General features: G+C 75.8%; 18 protein-coding genes. 5 read left to right on the top strand and 13 right to left on the bottom strand.

The window, feature by feature from the left end:
* Window positions 1-2: 2 nt before the first annotated feature.
* The 3 genes from QSK52_RS09745 to QSK52_RS09755 all read right to left on the bottom strand — a co-directional run bounded on the left by QSK52_RS09745 (window position 3) and on the right by QSK52_RS09755 (window position 1,814).
* On the bottom strand, window positions 3-206 hold the full coding sequence (locus QSK52_RS09745) for a hypothetical protein (protein ID WP_285735541.1): 204 nt from the start codon (window positions 204-206) through the stop codon (window positions 3-5).
* A gap of 216 nt (window positions 207-422) precedes the next feature.
* Window positions 423-1,178, bottom strand: a complete 756-nt coding sequence (locus QSK52_RS09750) for a dienelactone hydrolase family protein (RefSeq protein ID WP_285735542.1) — start codon at window positions 1,176-1,178, stop codon at window positions 423-425.
* 57 nt (window positions 1,179-1,235) lie between these two features.
* On the bottom strand, window positions 1,236-1,814 hold the full coding sequence (locus QSK52_RS09755) for a dihydrofolate reductase family protein (RefSeq protein ID WP_285735543.1): 579 nt from the start codon (window positions 1,812-1,814) through the stop codon (window positions 1,236-1,238).
* Between the two features lie 93 nt (window positions 1,815-1,907).
* Between QSK52_RS09755 and QSK52_RS09760 the strand changes: the two genes are divergently transcribed.
* On the top strand, window positions 1,908-2,504 hold the full coding sequence (locus QSK52_RS09760; protein ID WP_285735544.1) for a TetR/AcrR family transcriptional regulator: 597 nt from the start codon (window positions 1,908-1,910) through the stop codon (window positions 2,502-2,504).
* A 24-nt stretch (window positions 2,505-2,528) separates the two neighbouring features.
* Here the strand turns inward: QSK52_RS09760 and QSK52_RS09765 are convergent, their stop codons facing one another.
* The 7 genes from QSK52_RS09765 to bioB all read right to left on the bottom strand — a co-directional run bounded on the left by QSK52_RS09765 (window position 2,529) and on the right by bioB (window position 13,229).
* Window positions 2,529-4,379, bottom strand: a complete 1,851-nt coding sequence (locus QSK52_RS09765; RefSeq protein ID WP_285735545.1) for an ATP-binding protein — start codon at window positions 4,377-4,379, stop codon at window positions 2,529-2,531.
* 228 nt (window positions 4,380-4,607) lie between these two features.
* Window positions 4,608-6,707, bottom strand: a complete 2,100-nt coding sequence (ligA, locus tag QSK52_RS09770; RefSeq protein ID WP_285735546.1) for an NAD-dependent DNA ligase LigA — start codon at window positions 6,705-6,707, stop codon at window positions 4,608-4,610.
* A 68-nt stretch (window positions 6,708-6,775) separates the two neighbouring features.
* Entirely contained in the window at window positions 6,776-8,890 is a 2,115-nt protein-coding gene (locus QSK52_RS09775) for a vWA domain-containing protein (protein ID WP_285735547.1), read from the bottom strand.
* 124 nt (window positions 8,891-9,014) lie between these two features.
* The gene (locus QSK52_RS09780; RefSeq protein ID WP_285735548.1) at window positions 9,015-9,584 is read right to left on the bottom strand and encodes an SMI1/KNR4 family protein; all 570 of its coding nucleotides are present in this window, start codon (window positions 9,582-9,584) and stop codon (window positions 9,015-9,017) included.
* 164 nt (window positions 9,585-9,748) lie between these two features.
* Window positions 9,749-10,477 carry a dethiobiotin synthase gene (bioD, locus tag QSK52_RS09785; RefSeq protein ID WP_285735549.1) on the bottom strand — a complete coding sequence of 243 codons (729 nt, stop codon included), beginning with the start codon at window positions 10,475-10,477 and terminating at the stop codon, window positions 9,749-9,751.
* A 170-nt stretch (window positions 10,478-10,647) separates the two neighbouring features.
* Window positions 10,648-11,982 carry an adenosylmethionine--8-amino-7-oxononanoate transaminase gene (locus QSK52_RS09790; RefSeq protein WP_285735550.1) on the bottom strand — a complete coding sequence of 445 codons (1,335 nt, stop codon included), beginning with the start codon at window positions 11,980-11,982 and terminating at the stop codon, window positions 10,648-10,650.
* Window positions 11,982-13,229, bottom strand: coding sequence for a biotin synthase BioB (gene bioB, locus QSK52_RS09795; protein ID WP_285735551.1), 1,248 nt, complete (start codon window positions 13,227-13,229; stop codon window positions 11,982-11,984). Before bioB ends, QSK52_RS09790 begins: the two co-directional genes overlap by 1 nt.
* 330 nt (window positions 13,230-13,559) lie before the next feature.
* Here bioB and QSK52_RS09800 point away from each other — a divergent pair, with 330 nt between their 5' ends.
* Window positions 13,560-14,306 (top strand): hypothetical protein, encoded by a 747-nt coding sequence (locus tag QSK52_RS09800; RefSeq protein WP_285735552.1) that lies wholly within the window; start codon window positions 13,560-13,562, stop codon window positions 14,304-14,306.
* A gap of 22 nt (window positions 14,307-14,328) precedes the next feature.
* Here the strand turns inward: QSK52_RS09800 and QSK52_RS09805 are convergent, their stop codons facing one another.
* The 3 genes from QSK52_RS09805 to QSK52_RS09815 form a co-directional block, all read right to left on the bottom strand.
* Entirely contained in the window at window positions 14,329-14,820 is a 492-nt protein-coding gene (locus tag QSK52_RS09805) for an RrF2 family transcriptional regulator (protein WP_285735553.1), read from the bottom strand.
* Between the two features lie 173 nt (window positions 14,821-14,993).
* Window positions 14,994-15,413, bottom strand: a complete 420-nt coding sequence (locus tag QSK52_RS09810) for a (2Fe-2S) ferredoxin domain-containing protein (RefSeq protein ID WP_285735554.1) — start codon at window positions 15,411-15,413, stop codon at window positions 14,994-14,996.
* Between the two features lie 121 nt (window positions 15,414-15,534).
* A complete protein-coding gene (locus tag QSK52_RS09815; protein WP_285735555.1) occupies window positions 15,535-17,559 on the bottom strand; it encodes a heavy metal translocating P-type ATPase in 2,025 nt (674 codons plus the stop codon).
* Window positions 17,560-17,663: 104 nt separating this feature from the next.
* Here QSK52_RS09815 and QSK52_RS09820 point away from each other — a divergent pair, with 104 nt between their 5' ends.
* The 3 genes from QSK52_RS09820 (at window position 17,664) to QSK52_RS09830 (ending at window position 20,231) form a co-directional block, all read left to right on the top strand.
* Complete coding sequence (locus tag QSK52_RS09820) at window positions 17,664-18,041, top strand: ArsR/SmtB family transcription factor (RefSeq protein WP_285735556.1); 378 nt, start codon at window positions 17,664-17,666, stop codon at window positions 18,039-18,041.
* A gap of 469 nt (window positions 18,042-18,510) precedes the next feature.
* Window positions 18,511-19,062 (top strand): hypothetical protein, encoded by a 552-nt coding sequence (locus QSK52_RS09825; protein ID WP_285735557.1) that lies wholly within the window; start codon window positions 18,511-18,513, stop codon window positions 19,060-19,062.
* A 14-nt stretch (window positions 19,063-19,076) separates the two neighbouring features.
* Entirely contained in the window at window positions 19,077-20,231 is a 1,155-nt protein-coding gene (locus QSK52_RS09830; protein ID WP_285735558.1) for a hypothetical protein, read from the top strand.
* The last annotated feature ends 107 nt before the right edge of the window (window positions 20,232-20,338 follow it).

The raw sequence follows: 20,338 nt of genomic DNA on the forward strand, positions 1-20,338 counted from the left end.
GGTCACTGACCCAGCAGGTGGGCGAAGTCGTTGCCCAGGCCGCCCAGCATCGGGAGGGCGCCCAGGTCGGTGACGGCGCCGACCGGGATGCTGTAGCCCTGGTTCGGGACCGGAGCGGCGGAGTCGTCGGCGAAGGCGGTGGTGGCCGCGGCGACGGGGGAGAGCAGGGCGGCGGCGAGGGCCAGGGTGGCGAGTGCGGTGCGCATGGGGCGGGGTCCTCGAGTGGTGGGACGGCTGGCTGACGGTGGTCCAACGCGCCGCGGAGCGGGCGGGTGACGCGGTGGCGCCCGTTCGGCGTACGGGCGAGAGCCGTTGAACGGGCCGGCCGGTTCGGGGCGCTGCGGTGACGGCCGCCGAGGACGACGGGGACGGGTGAGGCCCCGTCCGGCGGGTGGGCCGGGCGGGGCCGGGGCGGCCGGGGGTCAGGCCCCCAGGGCGGACAGGGCGGCGAGGATGCGGGCGAAGGCGTCCGCGGTCTCCTCGGGGCGGTGGGTGGCCGGGCGGTGGTCGCACAGGAAGCCGTGCGGGACGCCCGGGTAGGCGACCAGCTCGTGCGGGACGCCCGCGGCGGTGAGGCGCTCGCCGATGCGGGCCCACTGCTCGGGCGGGACGATGTGGTCCTCGGCGCCGACCAGGCCGAGGACGGTCGTGCCGCGGGCGGCGAGCGCGGCCGCGCCCGGTTCGGCGAGCGGCGGGTGGTCGTCGGCCAGCGGGGTGCCGCCCTCCAGCGTCCAGGTGGGGTAGCAGGCGGCGACCACGTCCAGCGGCAGGTGGGCCCCGGCCAGCAGGCCGAGGTGGCCGCCGACCGAGAAGCCGACGAACGCCCGGCCCGGGCCCCCGCCCAGGGACGCGCCGACGGCCAGCGCGGCGGCGGTGTCGGCGACGACCCGTTCGGTGGTCAGGGTGCCCAGCAGGGCGAAGCCCTCGACCCGCCCCGCGTCGTCGTACGGCAGGTCGGCGCGCTGCGTCTCGCGCCCGTAGAAGTCCGGTGCGACGGCGGCGTACCCGGCGGCGGCCAGCCGCTCGCACACCCCGCGCACCCAGGCCGTCACCCCGAACAGCTCCTGGCCGACCACCACGGTGGCCGCCGGTGCGGCGCCCGCGGGTGCGGCCAGGAACACCTCCGGGCCGCCGTCCTCCGGGCGCACCCAACGGGTCGTCAGTTCTGTTGCGTTCATGCTCCGTCGATCCCCCTCGTACGGCCCGGCGCGGGGCCGGGCCTCCTGGGGCCCACGCTACCCGGCGGGGCGGTAGGTGGTGACGGTGCCGCCGTGGCTGAAGGTCAGGGTCTCCACCGGGGCGAACGGGCGCGGACGCAGCGGCCCGGCGAACGCGGGGATGCCGCCGCCCGCCACCACCGGGTACCGCTTGAGCACCAACTCGTCGATCTCCGGTAGCAGTTCGGCGGCCAGTCGGCCACCGCCGCACAGCCAGAGGTCGCCGCTGCCCGGCTGCTGCTTCAACTCCCGCACCAGGCCCAGCGGATCGGCGCGCACCAGGTGCACCGCCGGGTCGTCCACGGCGGGCAGCGAGCTGGAGACCACGTACTGCTCCAGGTGCGGGTAGGGGCTGGGGATGCCCGCGTCCAGCCCCGGGCGGTAGGCGCCCAGGCCCATCAGCACGGTGTCGAAGCGCCGGTTGGGGGTGTCGGTCAGGCCCAGGTGCGGGCGGGCCTGCACCGGGATCGTCTCGGGGAACTCGGTCAGCTGGTGCTCCGCCATGTCGGGGGCGGCGGGGTAGAAGTCGAACTCGCCGGACGGGCCGGCGATGAAGCCGTCCACGGAGACGGCGACGTAGTACACGAGCTTTCGCATCCAGGAACCTCTCGGCAGGGAACAGGACTCCAGCCGTAGTACTCTGGCTGGAGTGGTAAGACCGTAGCACTACGACTGGAGTGGTCACAAGCGATGGCACGCAGCAATCCCGAACGCCGGACGGCCCTGCTCGACGCCGCCCTGGAAGTCCTGGCCGAGGAGGGCGCCCGCGGCCTCACCTTCCGCGCCGTCGACCAGCGCGCCGCCGTCCCCGCCGGCACCGTCTCCAACTACTTCGCCAACCGGGACGCCCTGCTCGCCCAGTGCGCCGACCGCGTCTACGAACGGCTCGACCCAGGCACCGACACCCTCGCCCGGGGCTTCGAGGGCCCCCGCGACGCCGCCCGGCTCACCGCCCTCATGCACCAGGTCCTCGACCGGGTCGCCGCCTACCCCACCGGCTTCCTCGCCCTGCTCGAACTGCGCCTCGCCGCCCTGCGCCGCCCCGAACTCCGCGCCGTCCTCACCCGCCGGGTCGCCGCCGACCTCCGCTTCAACACCGACTACCACCTCGCCTCCGGTCTGCCCGGCGACGCCACCACCGTCCACCTGCTGGTCCTCGCCCTCAACTGGCTGACCCTCGAACGGCTCACCCTCCCCGACCTGCACACCCCCGAACAGCGCACCCGCCTCGTCGACACCCTGGTGGTCCGCCTGCTCGCGGGCGAGACCGCCGCCGCCGCGAACTGACGGGCCACCGGGGCGAGTCGCCCGCTACGGCCGGACGGGCAGCGCGGACGGCCGCAGCACCGCGACGCCCCGCACGTCGGCGAGCAGCAGCAGGCCCTCCGGGGTCAGGTCGGCGCCGCCCAGCGGCGCACCGGAGACGAACGCCGCGACCTGCTCGCCCGTCCGTCCGTCCGCTCCCCGGGTCCACAGCCGCAGGTAGTCGGCGCCGGTGCTGATCCCCAGCGGGGTGGCGGCGCGCTGCTCCTCACCGGGGCGTGCCACCCGCTCGGGGTCGCACTCCGCCGGTTCACCCGTCAGCACGTCGTAGGCCGCCAACTCCGGCTCCTGGCCCGGACGGTAGGCCACCAGCAGGCTCTCGCCCGCCGGTCCGACCGCTGCCGTGACCCCGCGCACCCCCGCCAACGGCCGGGCCCAGAGCGTGCGCCACGGCAGCTCCAGGCCGAACTCCGGCGCGGGCAGGCCGTCCTGGCGGGCGCCGTGCTCCAACAGGGCGGCCCGCAGCCGGGGCCCCAACTGCTGGCGGACGAACAGCGTCGCCAGCCGCAGCCACGTCCGGCCCAGCGGCGGCAGCTCCGTACCGGCGGCGACCAGGCGCTCGACGGCGGCCCGCAGCCGGACCTGCTCGGCGTGCACCAGGAACCCCGGGTCCGCCATCAGCTCCGGCAGCACGCCGCCCTCCAGCGCGTGCCCGGCCAGCTGCTCCCGGACGTACGGCGCGGCCCGCGCCCACCGCCCGGGGCCGTCCCCGTCGAGGGTGGCCAGCAGGGCGCGGGTCAACCGGCGCTGCACCTCGTGGACGGTGCCGCTGAAGCGCTCGCGCAGCTCGGCGGCCAGCGCCGGGTGCACGATCCGGACGGCCGGGGGCTCCCCCTCCGCCGAGGCCAGGTCGAAGAACGGCAGCAGCAGGTGCTGCCCGCCGGCCAGCGCCGGGCCGAGGTCCTTGCCCGCGACCGCCGAGGCCAGCGGCGCCCAGAACTCCAGCGGCAGCGGCTCGCCGGGCCCGGACAGGGCCAGCGGGGCCAGCAGGCGGCGCAGCGTCAGCTCGTCCGTGCCGTGCAGCTCGGCCTGCAGGTCGAGCACGTCACCGACGGTGCGCGGCACCGGCACCGGCCCGCCCGCCGTGTCCGGCCCGTCCGGCGCGCTGCGCGAGGACCAGGCGGCCAGCCGGACCACCAGCGGACCGTCCGCCGTCCGGGCCAGCTCGGCCGCACCGGCCGGGTCCCGCAGGGAGTACTCGGCCTGCAGCCGCAGCCCCTCCTCGTCCCGCCACGGCTCCCGGTCCAGGTCGATCACCAGCAGCTGGTCACCGGGCAGCTCCCCGGCCAGCCACCGCGCCTCGGCCCGGTCCACGTCCGCCAGCAGCCGGACCCCGGGGGCGAGCGCCAGCGGCCGCAGCACCTGCTCGGCGACCAGCGCGGGCTCGCCCGGCCCGGCCAGCACCCCCGCCCGGTCGACGTCCGCGACCACGACCGCCACCGGCTGCTCGGGCGACCCGATCCCGGCCAGCCGCCCGGCCAGCTCGTCGGCCCGCACCGCACCGGGCGCGAAGTGGTCCGCCACCAGCCAGCGCAACTGGAGCGACGTCCGCCCCGCGGCGGCGAACACCGGCGGCGCGGGCAGCCCGCCCGGCGGCACGGTGGCCGGATCCAGCGCGGCCAGGTCGAACCGCTCCCGCTCGGACGGCTCGCACAGCAGCAGGAACCCGGTCAGCAACCGGGAGCGGCCGCTGCCGGAGCCGCCCGTGATCAGCACCGTGCGGGGCGCGTCGGCCCCGCCGGAGCGCCAGGCCGCCAGGTCGCGCAACGCCACCGCCCGCCCGCCCACGTACGGATGGGGCTGGTAGGGCGGGCGGACGGTGGTCGTGGAGTCGGTCACGTCGAGGGCTCTCCGGGACGAGGAACGGTCGGGGAAGCGGGGCGTTCCGTCCTCGGCCCGGAGGCGTCAGGTGCCGGGTGCGAGGCCGTGACCCCCGGGGGTCGGACGCGGCCGCAGCCGACCAGGTGCAGCTCCCGCTCCTCCGTTCGCGCACCCGCGCACGCGCCGACGCCGTCCCCCGTCCCCGAGTCTAGGTCCGGGCGTCGACGCGCCGTCAGCAGCCCCGGCTCAGGCCGCCACGGGCAGGTGGTCGGCGAGCAGGGTGGCGAACTGCTCGGGGTCGAGGACGCGGATGCCCAGCTCCTCGGCCTTGGCGCGCTTGGAGCCGGCCTTCTCGCCCGCGACCAGCAGGGTGGTGCGCTTGGAGACGGAGGAGGAGGCCCTGCCGCCGGCGCGCTCGATCAGTTCGTTCATCTCGTTGCGGGAGAGGGCGGCCAGCGGGCCGGTCATGGAGCCGGTGACGACCACGGCCTCGCCGGCCAGCGGGCCCGCGGGGGCGGCCTGCGCGCCCTCGGCGGTCCCGGTGCCTCCGGCGGCCCCGGCGCCCTCGGCGGTCTCCGCGGCGGCGGGAGCGGGGGCGGTGGGTTCGGTGACCTGGGTGCCGACACCGAGGGCGGCCAGGCGGTCCAACAGGGCGGAGAGTTCGGCGAGTTCGGAGACGACCAGACGGGCCTTCTCCGGGCCGATGCCCTCGACGGCGGCCAGCGTCTCGGCGTCCGCGGCGCGGATCGCGGCCATCGAGCCGAAGTGCGCGGCGATCCGGCGCGACATGCTGCGGCCGGTGCCGCGCACGCCCAGCGCGCACAGGACCCGGTTGAGCGGGCGGGTGCGGGCGGTCTCGATGGCGGCGAGCAGGTTGTCGGTGCTGGTGCTGCCCATCCGCTCCAGGGAGAGCAGTTGCTCGCGGGTCAGGGTGAACACGTCCGCCAGGTCGCGGACCAGCCCGGCCTCCACCAGCTGCACCGCCCGGGTCGAGCCCAGGCCCTCGATGTCCAGCTGGTCGCGGCCCGCCGCGTAGATGATCGACGCCACCGCCTGGCAGTTGCGGCCCCGCACGCAGCGCCAGCGCTGCTCGCCGGTGTCGATCGCCTCCCCGCAGCGCGGGCAGGCCGAGGGGAAGACGATCGGCTGCTCCGCGCCGGTACGCTCCTCCACCAGCGGCGCCTCCACCCGCGGGATCACGTCGCCCGCGCGGTAGACGAACACCCGGTCGCCCAGCATCAGGCCGCGGCGCTCGATGTCGGCCGGGTTGTGCAGCGTCGCGAAGGACACCGTCACGCCGTCGATCACCACCGGCTCCAGCACGGCGCGCGGCGCGATGATGCCCGTCCGGCCGACCGCCCACTCCACCGCCAGCAGCCTGGTCACCTTGTGCTCGGCGGCGAGCTTGCGGGCCACCGCCCAGCGCGGCGCCCGCGAACCGGAACCGGCCTGCGCCTGGTCGGCCGCGTCGTCCGCCTTCACCACCACGCCGTCGATGCCGAACGGCAGCGCGGCCCGCATCCCCGCGATCTCCTCGACCCGCCGCTGCACCTCCTCGACGCTCTCGCAGCGCTGCGGCGCGGCCGCCGTCGACGCCGCGGTGTTCGCCCCGAGCGCCGCGAGCCGCTCCAGCAGCGCGCTGTGCGCCAGCGCCCCGTCCGCCCCGTCCAGGCCGACCGCGTCGTAGGCGAAGAACGTCAACTCGATCCGGTACGGCCGGTCCTTGGCCCGCAGGGTGCCCGCCGCGCCGTTGCGCGGGTTGGCGAACGGCACCGCGCCGTGCGCCGTGCGGATCTCGTTCGCCAGCTCGAACTGGGCGTGCGTCAGCAGGACTTCACCGCGCAGCTCGACGTCGACCGGCTCGGCCAGGACGGCCGGCAGGCCCAGCACGTCGCCCGCGGTGTGCGTGATGTCCTCGCCCGCGAGGCCGTTGCCGCGCGTCAGCACCTGCCGCAGCGCACCCGCCTCGTACCGGGCCGCGATCGCCAGCCCGTCCAGCTTCGGCTCCACGCACCACCCGGCCGGGGCCCGGCCCAGTCGCCGCTCCAACGAGGCCGCCCAGTCCGCGAGTTCCTCCCCCGAGAACACGTTGTCGAGCGAGAGCATCGGCACCGAGTGCGGGACGTCCCCCTCCGCGGCGCCGCCCGCGACCTTGCCGGTCGGCGACTGCTCCGACAGCTCCTCCGGGTGCTCCTGCTCGTACGCGGCGATCGCCCGCACCAGCGCGTCGTACTCGTCGTCCCCGAGCGTCGTCGTCCCGTCCGCGTAGTAGGCGGCGGCGGCCCGGGTGGCAGTGGCAACGGCGTCGGCGTAGTCGCCGGAAGTGAGCAGGGCGGCGTTGTTCATGACCGTTATTCTTCCGCCCGGTACTGACAACCGACCGTTTCCCGCGGGGCGGTTGCCGCCCCCCCGGATCAGTCGCCGTCCCGGCGCCGCCGGACCAGCCGGGCGCGGACCGCCAGCAGGGCCAGGCCCGCGAGGACGGCCGCCCCGGCGGCCGGGAGCAGCGCCGCGGCGCCCCCGCCGCCGGTGGCCGCGAGGTGTCCGCCGCCCGGGGGAGTCGGCGCGGCGGGGGACGGCGAGGGGGACGGCGACGGGGTGCGGTGGTCGCACTCGACGGTGTTGGTGACCTCGGCCCGGGTGTGCGCGGAGTCGAGCGCGAGCGCGCTGCCCAGCGGCAGGTCGACGGGGGCGCCGTTCAGCGCGGTGATCCGCCGGTCGGTCAACCGGCAGGCGGGATCGGCCAGTTGGACCTGCTCGTCGACGGTGGCCCGGTCGCCGACCCGGTAGCCGGTGCGCGCCGCGCCCCACGGCTGCGGCGAGGCGGCGGCGCCGGACGGGCCGGTCAGCGAGGCGGTGGCGGTGAACCCGGCGGGCTGGGTGCCCTCCGGGTGGGTGGTGCCGTCGATCCGCCAGGTCTTGTCCACCGTCAGGTCGGCCGCGGCGACCGGGCGGTTGTAGACCGTGCAGCTGACCGCGGCCAGCCGGGGCAGGTCCAGGGCGAAGCCGGGGCGGTCGGCCGACCCGGTGTCCGCGACCTCCACCGGCTGCCCGGTGTCGAGGTTGACGCAGACCGCGTTCCTGCCGCCCTGGGTGACCAACTCGTAGCCCTCGTGCTGGAGTTCACTGATGTCCAGGGCCGCGGACGGCAGCTCGCCCAGCTCCGGCTGGAAGACCACCGACCCCGTCCCGTCGTCCGTCGTGGTGCGCTCCTCCGGCAGCCCGCCGACCCCCGGCGTCCGGCCGGTCGCGGTGAACGTCCAGCCCGCCGGGGCGTTCACCGCACCCGTGGTGTCCTCGCCCGTCGTCCCGGCCGGGACGAGCTGCTTGACCACCGTCACGCTGTTGTCGCAGTGCGTCAGCGCCAGGTCGTGCAACTGCTGCCCGGCGGTGGCGAAGTCCTTGGTCTGGAAGTAGTCGGCGGCCGTCAGGTCGCCGCCCTCGGTGTACGCGGTCGGCCCCGAGAGCGCCCGCAGGTTCAGCCCGGAGTCGCCCTCGACGCCCTTGCCGACGCCCAGCGCGATCAGCCGACTGCCCTTCGCCTTCACCGAGTTGGCGGAGAAGATGCCGTTCTCGACGTCCCGGAAGTGGGTGTTCGAGCCGTCGCCCTGCCCGTCGTCGGCGAACCGGGTCGGATTGCCGTCGGTCAGCACCACCACCGCGTCGTACGCCGGCGCGGCCCGCGCCACCGACCACAGCGCGGTGTCCCAGTTGGTGCCCTTGCCCAGCGTCCAGTCCGCGTACAGCGACTTGAACTCCGCCGCGCCCGCGGGGGTCGACACCGGGTGCAGCTCGGGATGGTTCGCCGCCCCACTGGTTGCCGGGGACGCCTGGTCGAAGGAGAACACCGCCAGCCGGGAGGGCGTGCCCGTCAGCGCGTCCGTGAAGCGGTCCGCGGCCGCCTTCAGGAACGGCAGCTCGCCGCCGACCGAGGCCGACAGGTCCAGCACCAGGGCCACGTCCAGCCCGCACCGGGCGGGCAGCGGCGGGTTGTTCCGCGAGTCCTGCCACACCCCGCCGGAGGCGGTCGGCAGGTTCTTGTAGTCGTCGCTGACCATGAAGTCGGCGGTCGACCGGTACGTGTTCCCGGCGGCGAGCGCCGGGGTGCGGAACGCGTACGGCGAGCGGACCGAGCCCGAGCCGCTGCCCGGCCCCGTCCGCAGCACCGGGTTGGCGAACCAGCCCGCCGGGGCCCCGCCGTCCAGCTGCCGGACCGTCAGCTCGCGGCCCGCGTTCGCCCCGCCCGGGCCGGTGTCCGGCACCGTGAAGGAGCAGTCCCCGGCGGAGTCCGAGACGCACACGCCCCATCCCGGGTCGACCGGCACCGCGTCCCCCGCCGCCGCGAACAGCCCCAGCCGGACGCCCGCCAGCGGGCCGACGGACTGCGCACCCGTCCGGTCCCCGCCGGTGCGCACCGTCACCACCGCCTCGCCCGCCCCGGGCGCGGGCACGGCCGCCGGGGCCGCGCCCACAGCGCCCAGCACGGCCAGTGCGGCCAGGGCGGAAGCCGTCGTGGTGGCCCGTGGCATGGTCGGTCCTCTCGTCGCACCGCAGGGGTCACCCGGACGCTACGTCGCCCCCGCCCGCACGCCCCGGACGCCACGCGGAGAGGTCACCGGAGCGGGCGCGCGAACGGGCCGGGGGCGGCGCCCGTCAGCCGACCCAGCGGGTGGGGAGGTCGGCGTGCAGGGCGGCGAGGTCGGCGGGGGTGCGGGCGGTGGCGTGCAGCCAGGAGTGCGGGCCGGGGCCGTCGTGGCGGAGCAGGCGGCCGGGTGCGGCGTACCAGCGGATCGGGGAGTCGGCCCAGCTGGCCCACATCGGGTGGTCGGGGAGGGGGAGACGGGTGTGCCGGGCGTGCAGGACGGGCAGCAGGGCGGGCGGGAGTTCGCAGGCGTCGTAGTGCGGGGAGCCGAGCAGGAACTCGGTGAGGACGAGTTCGACCCAGGCCAGTGACATCCGCGGCAGGAAGGGGGACCAGCCGTCGCCCGCGTCCACCAGCACCGGCGGGTCGTCCCGGTCGGGGGCGGAGAGCGGGAGGCCCCAGAACGCGCAGCCCTGGTTCTCCTCGCGGAAGACGAGCATCCCGTCGTCCGCCGTCTCGTCGACGCGCTCGACGTACAGCCCGGACGGCGGGAGCAGCGCGTCCTGGGTGCGGGTCAGGTCGTCCCGGCGGCCGAACAGGGCGTAGCCGGAGCGCAGGGCGGCAGGTAGCGGGAAGCCCAACCGGGCTTCGGCGGTGGCGAGTTCGGCCTCGGGGCAGCCGTCCGCGGGGGCCAGCGGGCGGTCCGTCCAGGCGGCGGCCAGCCAGCGGACGAACTCCAGGGCCTGCGCGGGGGAGTGCAGGCCCGCGCGCAGGGCGAGGGAGGCGTCGGGGGCGGGGCCGTCTATCAGGCCGGGTGGGCGGCGGCGAAGGCGGCGGCGTCCCAGCGGCCGCCCAGGGCCGGGGCCAGGGCCGCGGCGGCGAAGGGGCGGAAGGTGGCGGGGGTGTGGGCGGCGGCGCCGGACGGGAGGGCGCCGAGCAGGGGGGCTCCGGCGGCGGTGGGGAGGTCGGCGAGGTTGCAGCGGGTGGCGAGGTCGGGCTCGGCGGGCCAGCAGCCGATGACCGTGCCGCGCAGCGGCAGGCCGCGGTGGTGCAGGGCCTCGGCGGTGAGCGCGGTGGCGTTCAGGGTGCCCAGGCCGGCCGCCGCGACGAGCAGGAACTCGACGTCCAGGCCCAGGAGCCGGCAGGCGAGGGCGAAGTCGGCGAGGGTGTGCCCCTGCTCGTCGTAGCGGACCAGCAGCCCGCCCGCGCCCTCGACCAGGACGGTGCGGTGCTCGGCGGCGAGTCCGGCGACGGCCTTGGCGACGTCCGCGGGGTCCAGCGGCGGCAGCCCGGCCCGGCGGGCCGCCGTCTCCGGGGCGAGCGGCTCCGGGTAGCGCGCCAGCTCGACCGGGCGCACCAGCGGCCCGGCCAGCCGGGCGACCTCGTCCGCGTCCCCCGGCTCGTCCGGCCCGAGCCCGGTCTGGCCGGGCTTGAGCACCGCGACCGGCTCGGAGCAGAGCGCGGCGACCGCGGCGGTGGTGAGGGTCTTGCCGACCTCGGTGCCGGTGCCGGTGACGAAGAGGACGGGTGACATGGTGCGGTGCTCCTGGCTGGGGGTGGTGGGGGAGGGGGACGAGGACGGGAAGCAGATCGGCGACAGCGGCGGACCGCCCGACCCGTCCTGCCCGGTGGCCCGGTGGCCCGGTGGCCCGGTGGGCATGAGGGCAACGGGGAGCGCGGGGCCACCGGGCGCGGGCGCGGCGCCTAGCCGGTGGCGGCGGACGAGGCGGTCGAGGCGGCGGCCGCGGCGGCGACCGCCCGGCCGATCGCGGCGAGGTCCTCGTCCCCGGTGACGAACGGCGGCATGGTGTAGATCAGGTCGCGGAACGGCCGCAGCCACACGCCCTGCTCGGTGGCGGCCGCGGTGGCCGCCGCCATGTCCACGGGCGCGTCCAACTGGACCACGCCGATCGCGCCCAGCACCCGGACGTCCGCGACCCCGGGCCGCCCGGCGCACGGGGCGAGCGCGGCGCGCAGACCGGTCTCGATCCGCCGCACCTCGGCGCGCCAGTCCTGCTCCAGCAGCAGGTCGATCGAGGCGTTGGCGACGGCCGCGGCCAGCGGGTTGCCCATGAAGGTCGGGCCGTGCGCCAGCACCGGGACCTCGCCGCGCGAGATGCCCTCGGCGACCCGGCCGGTGCACAGCGTGGCGGCCAGGGTCAGGTAGCCGCCGGTCAGCGCCTTGCCCAGGCACATCACGTCGGGGGAGACGCCCGCGTGGTCGGCGGCGAAGAGCTCGCCGGTGCGGCCGAAGCCGGTGGCGATCTCGTCGAAGACCAGCAGCACGTCGTGCGCGTCGCACAGCTCCCGCAGCGCACGCAGGTACGCGGGGCTGTGGAAGCGCATCCCGCCCGCGCCCTGCACGACCGGTTCGACGATCACGGCGGCGAGTTCCCCCGCGTGCTGCTCGACCAGCCCGGCCAGGTGCGCGAGGTACGCCGGGTCGGCGGGGGCGTCGTACCCGGCGGGCGGCTCGTCGGCGAACAGCTGCCGGGGCAGCACCCCGCCCCACAGGTGGTGCATCCCGCCCTCGGGGTCGCACACCGACATCGGGTGGAAGGTGTCGCCGTGGTAGCCGCCGCGCCAGGTCAGCACCCGGTGCTTCTCCGGGCGGCCGAGCGAGCGCCAGTACTGCAGGCACATCTTCAGCGCGACCTCGACCGACACCGAACCGGAGTCGGCGAGGAACACGTGCTGCAGCGGCTCGGGCGTCAACTCGACGAGCTTGACCGCCAGTTCGACGGCAGGGCGGTGGGTCAGCCCGCCGAACATGACGTGGCTCATCGAGTCGAGCTGGGTGCGCACCGCGGCGTCCAGCACCGGGTGACGGTAGCCGTGGACCGCCGCCCACCAGGACGACATGCCGTCGACCAGCTCCCGGTGCCCGCCCACGGGTTCGGCCAGCCGCAGGCGCACGCCCGCGGCCGACTCCACCACGAGGGGACGGGACGTCCCCGGCATCGGACCGTACGGGTGCCAGACGTGCGCCCGGTCCAGGTCGAGCAACTGCGCTGCGTCCACGGTGTGCTGACGGGCCATCAGGCGTTCGGCGCCAGCTCGGTGCCGGCGCCGCGGCGGCGCACCCGGACCAGGTCGGTGCGCGCCTCGTCCTCGGTGCCCGCGGCCCTGGTGCCCGCGGACTCGACGTCCGCGGTCTCGACGGCCTCCGGCGCCTCGCCGTGGCCGCCGCAGACGGTGCCGCAAGCGGTGCCGCAGCCGCCGCCCGTCCCGCAGGCGCCCTCCTCCTGGTGGCCGCCGCAGCCGCCGCCCGCGGCGGCGTGGGCGCGGTGGCGGGGGAGGGTGGTCTGCTCGGCGCCCTCCACCTCGAAACCGGCGTCCTTGATCATGTCGAGGTCGGCCTGCCCGGCCTGGCCCTCGCTGGTCAGGTAGTCGCCCAGGAAGATCGAGTTGGCGATGTGCAGGCCCAGCGGCTGCATCGAGCGCAGGTGCACCTCGCGGCCACCGGCGATCCGCACCTCGATGTCGGGGCAGACGAACCGGACCATCGCCAGGATCCGCAGGCAGCGCTGCGGGGTGAGGTTCCACTCCTCGGCGAGCGGGGTGCCCTCGAACGGGATCAGGAAGTTCACCGGCACCGAGTCCGGGTCCAGCTCGCGCAGCGCGAACACCACGTCGACCAGGTCCTCGTCGCTCTCGCCCATGCCCGCGATCAGCCCCGAGCAGGCGGACAGGCCCGCGCCGTGCGCCTTGGCGACGGTGTCGACCCGGTCCGCGTAGGTGTGGGTGGTGGTGATGTCGCCGTAGGTGGACTCGGAGGTGTTCAGGTTGTGGTTGTACGCGTCGGCCCCGGCCGCCTTCAGCCGCTCGGCCTGGTTGTCGGAGAGCAGGCCCAGGCAGGCGCAGACCTCGACGCTCGCGTCCGCGTCCTTGATCGCCGCGATGGTGTCCGCGACCCGGTCGATGTCGCGGTCCGTCGGGCCGCGCCCGCTCGCCACCAGGCAGACCCGCTTCGCCCCGCCCGCGACGCCCGCGGCCGCCGCCTCGGCGGCCTGGTCCGGCTTCAGCCAGGTGTACTTGAGGATCTCCGCCTTCGAGCCGAGGCGCTGCGAGCAGTACGAGCAGTCCTCCGGGCACAGGCCGCTCTTCAGGTTCACCAGGTAGTTGAGCTTCACCCGGCGGCCGAACCACTGCCGGCGCACCCGGCCGGCGGCCGCGACCACGTCCAGCAACTGGTCGTCGGTGGTGGCCAGCACGGCCAGCGCCTCCTCCCGGGTGGGCAGTTCCCGGCGAAGGCCCTTGTCGGTCAGGATGTCGAGGAGGTCCATGGCCCGATCCTGCCCGGGCCGCCCCGACGTCCGCCAGAGGGAACCCGCCAGAAGATCGCCCGAAGGCTGTGCCGGTTGTCACAACACGGCCCCAACCTGCCGTTTCGCCGACCACCGGCCGCCCGGAGCGGCGCCGGGGGCGCAGGAGAGATGCGTCACACAGCGTAGCGGGGGGGTCGGACCGGCGCGCGGGCGAACCGGAGCGGGGGCGGCCCGGAGCAGCCGGGCGAACCGAGCGCGCGGACGAACCGGGGCGCGCGGACGACCAGAAGTACGCGGACGTCCGACCCGAAGGAACGACCGTCCGATCAACTGCTTACAATCTGCGCCATGACCATCCAGCGGGGGGCGCCCGCACGCCCGGACGACGAGCAGCCGCCGACCGGGCACCGGGCGGTCGGCGAGCGGCGGCGGCTGGCCCTGCTGTGGAGCGTCGTCGCGGTGCTCGCGACCGGCGGGGTCTGGGTGGTGGCGACCTCGCCGCACCAGGGGGAGACCGCGACGGGCGTGCCGTCCGGCGACAAGCCCCAGACCGCCGCGGCCGTGGCGGGCCACCCCGCGCCGCCGCTGACGGAGTCCCAGTCCTTCGTCGCGGAACGGTACTTCCCGGCGCAGCGGACCTACGAGTACGACGGCTACCGCGCCCGCCGCTCGGCCTCCCGGGAGGGGACGGACTGCGCGGCCGTGCAGAACGACAAGACCCGCAACGTGCTGGCAGACCTCGGCTGCCAGGGCTGGATCGGGGTCGCGCTCACCCGCGGCGACCAGCCGGTGGTCTCCAGCGTGACGGTGCTGCGCTTCCTCGACGCGGGCGCCGCGGCCAAGGCCCTGCAGACCGTCCGGGACAATGCCGCGAACTTCGAATTCACCTACCCGGAAGGGCAGTTCGCCCCCGCCGAGGGCGTCAGGCCGCTGTCGGCGACCCGGGTCGAACTGGTCGGCCACCACATCACGCTGACCGTCTCGCGCTACCTCGACCAGCGGGCGGCCGCCTCCCCGGACAAGGCGGACGAGGTGCTGGCCTCCAGCAACCGGTCCGCGGCGGCCGTCGCGGGCATGCCGTTCATGTGGATGTAGCGTCGTCGGGGCCGGGCGGGGTTCAGGCGGAAGTCCCCGCCAGGCGGGCGTAGTTGGCGCGGATCCGGGCCACCGACGCGGCCGGGGTGGCCGCCGCCAGGTCGGCGACCGTCCGGCCGGACAGCTCGCGGCGCCAGGCCAGCTCGGCCCGGCGCATCGCGGTGGAGACCCCGCACGGCCGGGCGAACTCGCGGGCCGCCGCGCCCTCCGCGCCCGCGCCGCGCTGCCGGATCTCGGCGCAGGCGAACAGCGGGTCCGGCCCCTCGACGGCCGCGACCACGTCCATCATCGTGATCCGCTCCGGCTCCCGGGCCAGCCGGACCCCGCCGCGCGGCCCGGAGGTCGAGCTCAGCAGCCCGGCCCGGGTCAGCCGCTGCAGCACCTTGTTCAGGTACGTCGGCGACAGCTCGAACATCGCGGCCAGCCGGGCCGAGGGCACCGGCTCCGTGCCGCCCACCAGGAGCAGGACGAGGCAGCAGTGCAGGCCCCACTCCACGCCTTCGCTCGTCCGCATATTCGGGATGGTAGCCATCCGGGACCGGGCCGCGCCAACGGCACCCCGTACCGACGGCACCCCCCGGGGGGCCGGGAAGGGCCGGGAAGGGCCGGGAGGAGCCGGGAGGGACCGCTGCCGGGGCCGGGACGAGATCAGCGGCCGAGCCCAGGAGTCGAGCTCAGGGGCCGCGCTCAGGAGTCGAGCTGCTCCCGGACGCGGCGGGAGGGCGAGAAGACGTACAGGTCGAGGATGGCGGGCATCTCGGCCAGGCCCGGCCCGCCCGCCGCGATCCAGGCGGTGATGTCGGCGGAGGCGTCGCGGTCGTTGACCAGCCCCAGCCACACCGGCCGGCCGCCCGCCCGCCGACCCTCCGCCGAGGGCTGGACGACGACCACGTTGGCGTGCTCGCAGGAGTCCAGGCAGGGCACCGGACGGACGGTGGCGACCTCCGCGAGGCCCGCCCGCAACTCGGCGAGCTGCGCGGCGTGGTCCAGCCGCGGCACCTTCGGCGTGCCGCAGCAGCAGCCCCGGCAGACCGAGACGGTGCAGCGGGCGGCCGCACCGCCCTGCGCGGGCACCTCGGCCGCCCTGGTGCGGGAACGGCGGCTCATCGGACGCCCTCCGAGGCAGCAGCGGGAGCAACGCGGACGGGGCGGGCGGCCCCCGGTTCGATCATGGTGGTCACGGCGGTGACCCTACCCCGCGGCGCCGGGGCGCCCCCGTCCCGGCGGCTCACCGCCGTCCCCCGGCCGCCGCCCGGTCCCACGCGGCGTCGCGCAGCAGGCGCAGGCCGTTCAGGCCGACGATGACGGTGGAGCCCTCGTGGCCCAGCACGCCCAGCGGCAGCGGCAGGGTGCCGCACAGGTCCCACACCACCAGCACGCCGATGAACACCGACGCGATCACCAGGTTCTGCACGACCAGGGAGCGGGCCCGGCGGGAGAGGGCGACCACGGCGGGGACGGTGGCGAGCTCGTCGCGCACGACCACCGCGTCGGCGGTCTCCAGCGCGAGGTCGGACCCGGCCCGGCCCATCGCGACGCCGGTGTGCGCGGCGGCCAGGGCGGGGGCGTCGTTGACGCCGTCGCCGACCACCAACACCCTGTGTCCCGCGGCCTCCCGCTCCCGCACCGCGGCGACCTTGTCCTGCGGCAGCAGCCCGGCCCGGACGTCCGTGATGCCGACCTCGGCGGCCAGGCGCCCCGCGGCGCGCGGGTTGTCGCCGGTCAGCAGCACCGGGGCGGTGCCGGTCAGGGCCGCCAGCGCGCCGACGGTGGCGGCGGCGTCCGGCCGGAGCCGGTCCGCGATGCCCAGCACGCCCACCGGCACCCCGTCCGCCTCGACCAGGACGGCGGTGCGGCCCGCCTCCTCCAGCTCGGCGGCCACCGCGGCGCTCCGGGCGGCGGCCGTCGTCGCGGCCGTCATCGCGCCGGTCGGGGCAGCGGCCGGGCCGGCGGAGCCGTGCAGCCGGGCGGGCGCGCCGACCGCCACCGTGCGTCCGGAGACGACGGCGCTGACGCCCACGCCCGGGGTGGAGGTGAAGTCCGCGGCCGGGGCCGGCGTGAGGTGGCGGGCGCGGGCGGCGTCGACGACGGCGCGGGCCAGCGGGTGCTCGCTGGGGTGCTCGGCGGCGGCGGCCAGGGCCAGCAGCCCGTCCTCGTCCAGGCCGGAGCCGGGCAGCGGGCGGACGTCGGTGACGCGGGGGGTGCCCTCCGTGAGGGTGCCGGTCTTGTCCAGCGCCACGGCGTCGACCCGGCCCAGGCGCTCCATGACGACCGCGGACTTCACCAGCACGCCGTGCCGCCCGGAGTTCGCGATCGCCGACAGCAGCGGCGGCATCGTCGCCAGCACCACCGCGCACGGCGAGGCCACGATCATGAACGTCATCGCGCGCAGCAGCGAGTCCGTGAACGCCGCGCCGACCAGCAGCGGCACCGCGAACACCGCGAGCGTCGCGGCCACCATGCCCAGCGAGTAGCGCTGCTCGACCTTCTCGACGAACAGCTGCGTCGGGGCCTTGGTCTCCGACGCCTCCTCGACCATCCTCACGATCCGGGCGATCACCGAGTCCGCGGCGTCCCGCTCGACCCGCACCCGCAGCGCGCCGGTGCCGTTCAGCGTCCCGGCGAACACCTCGTCGCCCACCTGCTTGGCCACCGGCAGCGGCTCACCGGTGATGGACGCCTGGTCGACCTCGCTCGCCCCGTCCAGCACCCGGCCGTCCGCGCCGATCCGCTCGCCGGGACGCACCAGCACCACGTCGCCGACCGCCAACTCCTCGACCGGGACGGTCCGTTCGGTGCCGTCGACGGACAGCGCGGTCGCCGTGGCGGGCGCCAGGTCGAGCAGGCCGCGCACCGAGTCGGCGGTGCGGGCGGTGGCGATCGCCTCCAGTGCGCCCGAGGTGGCGAAGATGACGATCAGCAGCGCGCCGTCCATCACCTGCCCGACCGCGGCCGCGCCCAGCGCCGCCACGATCATCAGCAGGTCGACGTCGAGCGTCTTCTCGCGCAGCGCCTGCAGCCCCGCCCAGCCGGGCTCCCACCCGCCGGTGGCGTAGGACAGCGCGTACAGCGGACCCCACGCCCACGCCGGGGCGCCGGCCAGCTGCAGCGGCAGCGCCAGCAGGAACAGCGCCAGCGACGCCGCGGCCCACCGGGCCTCCGGCAGCGCGAGGATCCGGGTGCGCCGCCGGGGCGCGACCGCGTCCGGCGTCGGCGCCTGGACGGGGCGCTCGATCAGGGTGGAAGAGGGCATGGCGAACGGAACCCTTCACGCAGGCCGGGGGCAGCGGGGACGACCCTTCCGACGATACAGGAACACATGAACAGTCCTTCATTCGTCATCTGTAGTATGGCCGCATGGGTCATGGAGCCGCCCCCGCCGAGAACGCCGTCCCGCGCATCCGCCTGGACGCCGACAACGCCGCCCGCGTTGCCACCACCCTCCAGGCCCTCGCCACGCCCTCCCGCCTACTGATCCTCGCCCGCCTGCGCGAAGGGCCCTGCGCCGCGACCGAGCTGGCCACCGCCGTCGGCATGGAGCAGTCCGCCTGCTCCCACCAGCTCCGCCTCCTGCGCAACCTCGGGCTCGTCGTCGGCACCCGCCGGGGCCGCTCCGTCGTCTACGCCCTCCACGACAACCACGTCGCCGAACTCCTCGACCAGGCCGTCTACCACACCGAGCACCTCCGCCTGGGCCTCGCCGACACCGCCCCCGACGGCCTCGACGCCCCCTGACCGACCCGGCTCGACGCCCCGGCCACCCGGCCGCACGGGCCGTTCGGGTGCGCCCTCGTGCGCGGCAAAAGGCCCGACCGGCCGACGGTGCCACCATGGTACGGATTCGAAATAACGCCAAAGTGCTTGTGCAGCAAGGGAATTGCTTTCGACGCGCACGGTGCCGCAGAACGGCGCAGCGGCGGAGCCCGCCCTGCCGATGTGCTGGTGGGGGCGCCGGAACATACCCGTCCGGAACGGCCGACAGCGGTACCGAACCGCCTTTGGCCGCAGTCGGCGCCAATGCGTTCCAGGTGCTCACGAATCATCAAAATGCAGACAACAAAAGGGACTTGACCCGCCATTGGATTTCCATCAGGCTCTGCTTGGCGGTGACCATTCAAGGTTCCGCGGAATCCCCCCACATCCCCTGGGAGCTCCCTTGCCCCGCTCGTACCGGGTGGCGGCCGTCCTCGCGACGGCTGCTGTCATGCTCACGCCCACAGTGGCGCAGGCGTCCATCGACAACATGTACCCGACCGGCAACTACTACCCGACCTGCTACGACGGCAGCCTCTCGCAGGGACACTTCTGCCAGACCGACAACGCCGACCTGACGGTCTACATGCAGGGCTCGCTGAGCTCCGGCGCCAAGAGCACCATCAAGTCGGCGCTCAGCTCCTACTACAGCCCCACCGACCTGGCCGTCTCCGTCAAGTCGTCGGGCGTGTACACCGGTTCGTCGGAGACCGACATCATCTACCAGTCCGGCACGCTGTCGGACTCCTACATCGGCATGACCTGGTGCGACGACGCGGTGACCGCCACCAAGTGCGACCAGCACTACGTCCGCTTCAACAAGCACTTCAGCATCAACAAGTCCGACGCCTGCCACGAGACCGGCCACGCCGTCGGCCTCACCCACGGCAACAACGCCTCCCCCAAGGTGGACCCGAACAACACGATCGTCGGCTGCATGACCGAGATCGACACCTACTACCTCGGTGCCAACAACCGGGCCGAGATCAACGCGACGTACTGATGGGGACCACGGACATGACCACTCGCCGCCGCATCGCCGCCGCCCTCGCCGTCACCGCCGCGGCCACCGCCGTCGCCGTGACCCTCGGCACGGGCACCCACCACACCCCCGCGGCTTCCGCGGCCCCCGCCGCCGGGCACCGGGTCATCCTGGCCGACGCCAAGGAGCGGCTCCCCTCGGACACCGCCCGGGACTGGGTCTCCTACGGCGACCACACCGTCGTCGCCAAGGTCACCGCCGAGACCGCCGACACGCCGTCCGCCGAGGAACAGGCCTCCGGGGAGGGCTACGTCAGCCGCACGGTCACCCTGGCCGTCCAGCAGACCCTCTGGGACCGCAGCGGGGCCCCCGCGCTCCCCACCACCCTGACCCTGGTCGTGGACGGCTGGGCCTTCACCGGCTCGACCCGGACCCCGCTGTCGACCGAGGGCTCGCGGCTGGAGGTCGGTCACACCTACCTGCTCACCCTGGCCCGCTTCGCCAGCGGCGAGTGGGCCCCGATCGGCGGCGGCGCCCGCCTGCCCTACGACAACAACACGGTCGGCAACGGCGAGTACGAGGGGACGGCGGTCACCCCGGACTCGCTCATGAAGATCGCCGCCGCCGGGCCCGGCAACTCCACCGCCGCCGACCCGGGTTCCGGCGCCGACGCGTCCGCCGACACCGCCCCGGCCACCGTGCTCGACAAGGTGGTCGGCCAGGGCGGCACCTCGGTGGCCGCGCTGCTCACCGGGACCGCGCCCGACCCGGTGGCCCAGCAGAACTTCGCGCTGGACCCGGTGGCCCGCCGCGCGGCGGTCGTCGGCACCACCGCCCCGCAGGACACCTACTGCTCGCTGGCGGCGCCGCTCGACCGGACCGCCGGCAGTGTCCTCACCCGCGCCGAGCTCGGCAGCCTGCTCCAGGAGCTCGCGGGCAAGGCGACCGGCAGCGCCGTCGGCTACGCGACCACCCTCGCCGCCTACGACAACGGGGACACCACGGTCACCGCGGTCCAGGCGGCGGCCGCCCAGGCCTCTCTGACCGCGGACCTGAACAACGCCTGCGGACTGAACGTCTCGCTCGACCCGACCCCGACCTCCTCGCCCAGCCCGTCCGCGAGCGCCTCGCCGAGCGCGTCGCCGAGTCCGACCGGGGGCGGCAACACCCCGCCGCACACCACCGGCTGACGGGCCCGCCGGGCCGAGCGGCCCCACGGGCCTGAGCGGTCCCGCGGAACCGGACGGAGCGGGGCGCACGCCGACCGCGTGCGCCCCGCTCCGCCGTCTCGGCCCGG

The sequence above is a fragment of the Kitasatospora phosalacinea genome (assembly GCF_030268885.1).
In the GTDB taxonomy this organism is placed as follows: Bacteria; Actinomycetota; Actinomycetes; order Streptomycetales; family Streptomycetaceae; genus Kitasatospora; species Kitasatospora phosalacinea_C.

What these genes read in the sequence shown, in the direction of transcription:
- QSK52_RS09815 (WP_285735555.1), bottom strand. Translation starts at nt 17,559, where the DNA reads ATGCCCTCTTCCACCCTGATCGAGCGCCCCGTCCAGGCGCCGACGCCG.
- QSK52_RS09800 (WP_285735552.1), top strand. Translation starts at nt 13,560, where the DNA reads ATGACCATCCAGCGGGGGGCGCCCGCACGCCCGGACGACGAGCAGCCG.
- QSK52_RS09745 (WP_285735541.1), bottom strand. Translation starts at nt 206, where the DNA reads ATGCGCACCGCACTCGCCACCCTGGCCCTCGCCGCCGCCCTGCTCTCC.
- QSK52_RS09790 (WP_285735550.1), bottom strand. Translation starts at nt 11,982, where the DNA reads ATGGCCCGTCAGCACACCGTGGACGCAGCGCAGTTGCTCGACCTGGAC.
- QSK52_RS09825 (WP_285735557.1), top strand. Translation starts at nt 18,511, where the DNA reads ATGCTCACGCCCACAGTGGCGCAGGCGTCCATCGACAACATGTACCCG.
- QSK52_RS09805 (WP_285735553.1), bottom strand. Translation starts at nt 14,820, where the DNA reads ATGCGGACGAGCGAAGGCGTGGAGTGGGGCCTGCACTGCTGCCTCGTC.
- QSK52_RS09775 (WP_285735547.1), bottom strand. Translation starts at nt 8,890, where the DNA reads ATGCCACGGGCCACCACGACGGCTTCCGCCCTGGCCGCACTGGCCGTG.
- QSK52_RS09820 (WP_285735556.1), top strand. Translation starts at nt 17,664, where the DNA reads ATGGGTCATGGAGCCGCCCCCGCCGAGAACGCCGTCCCGCGCATCCGC.
- bioD (WP_285735549.1), bottom strand. Translation starts at nt 10,477, where the DNA reads ATGTCACCCGTCCTCTTCGTCACCGGCACCGGCACCGAGGTCGGCAAG.
- QSK52_RS09810 (WP_285735554.1), bottom strand. Translation starts at nt 15,413, where the DNA reads ATGAGCCGCCGTTCCCGCACCAGGGCGGCCGAGGTGCCCGCGCAGGGC.
- QSK52_RS09830 (WP_285735558.1), top strand. Translation starts at nt 19,077, where the DNA reads ATGACCACTCGCCGCCGCATCGCCGCCGCCCTCGCCGTCACCGCCGCG.
- bioB (WP_285735551.1), bottom strand. Translation starts at nt 13,229, where the DNA reads ATGGACCTCCTCGACATCCTGACCGACAAGGGCCTTCGCCGGGAACTG.
- QSK52_RS09760 (WP_285735544.1), top strand. Translation starts at nt 1,908, where the DNA reads ATGGCACGCAGCAATCCCGAACGCCGGACGGCCCTGCTCGACGCCGCC.
- QSK52_RS09755 (WP_285735543.1), bottom strand. Translation starts at nt 1,814, where the DNA reads ATGCGAAAGCTCGTGTACTACGTCGCCGTCTCCGTGGACGGCTTCATC.
- QSK52_RS09750 (WP_285735542.1), bottom strand. Translation starts at nt 1,178, where the DNA reads ATGAACGCAACAGAACTGACGACCCGTTGGGTGCGCCCGGAGGACGGC.
- ligA (WP_285735546.1), bottom strand. Translation starts at nt 6,707, where the DNA reads ATGAACAACGCCGCCCTGCTCACTTCCGGCGACTACGCCGACGCCGTT.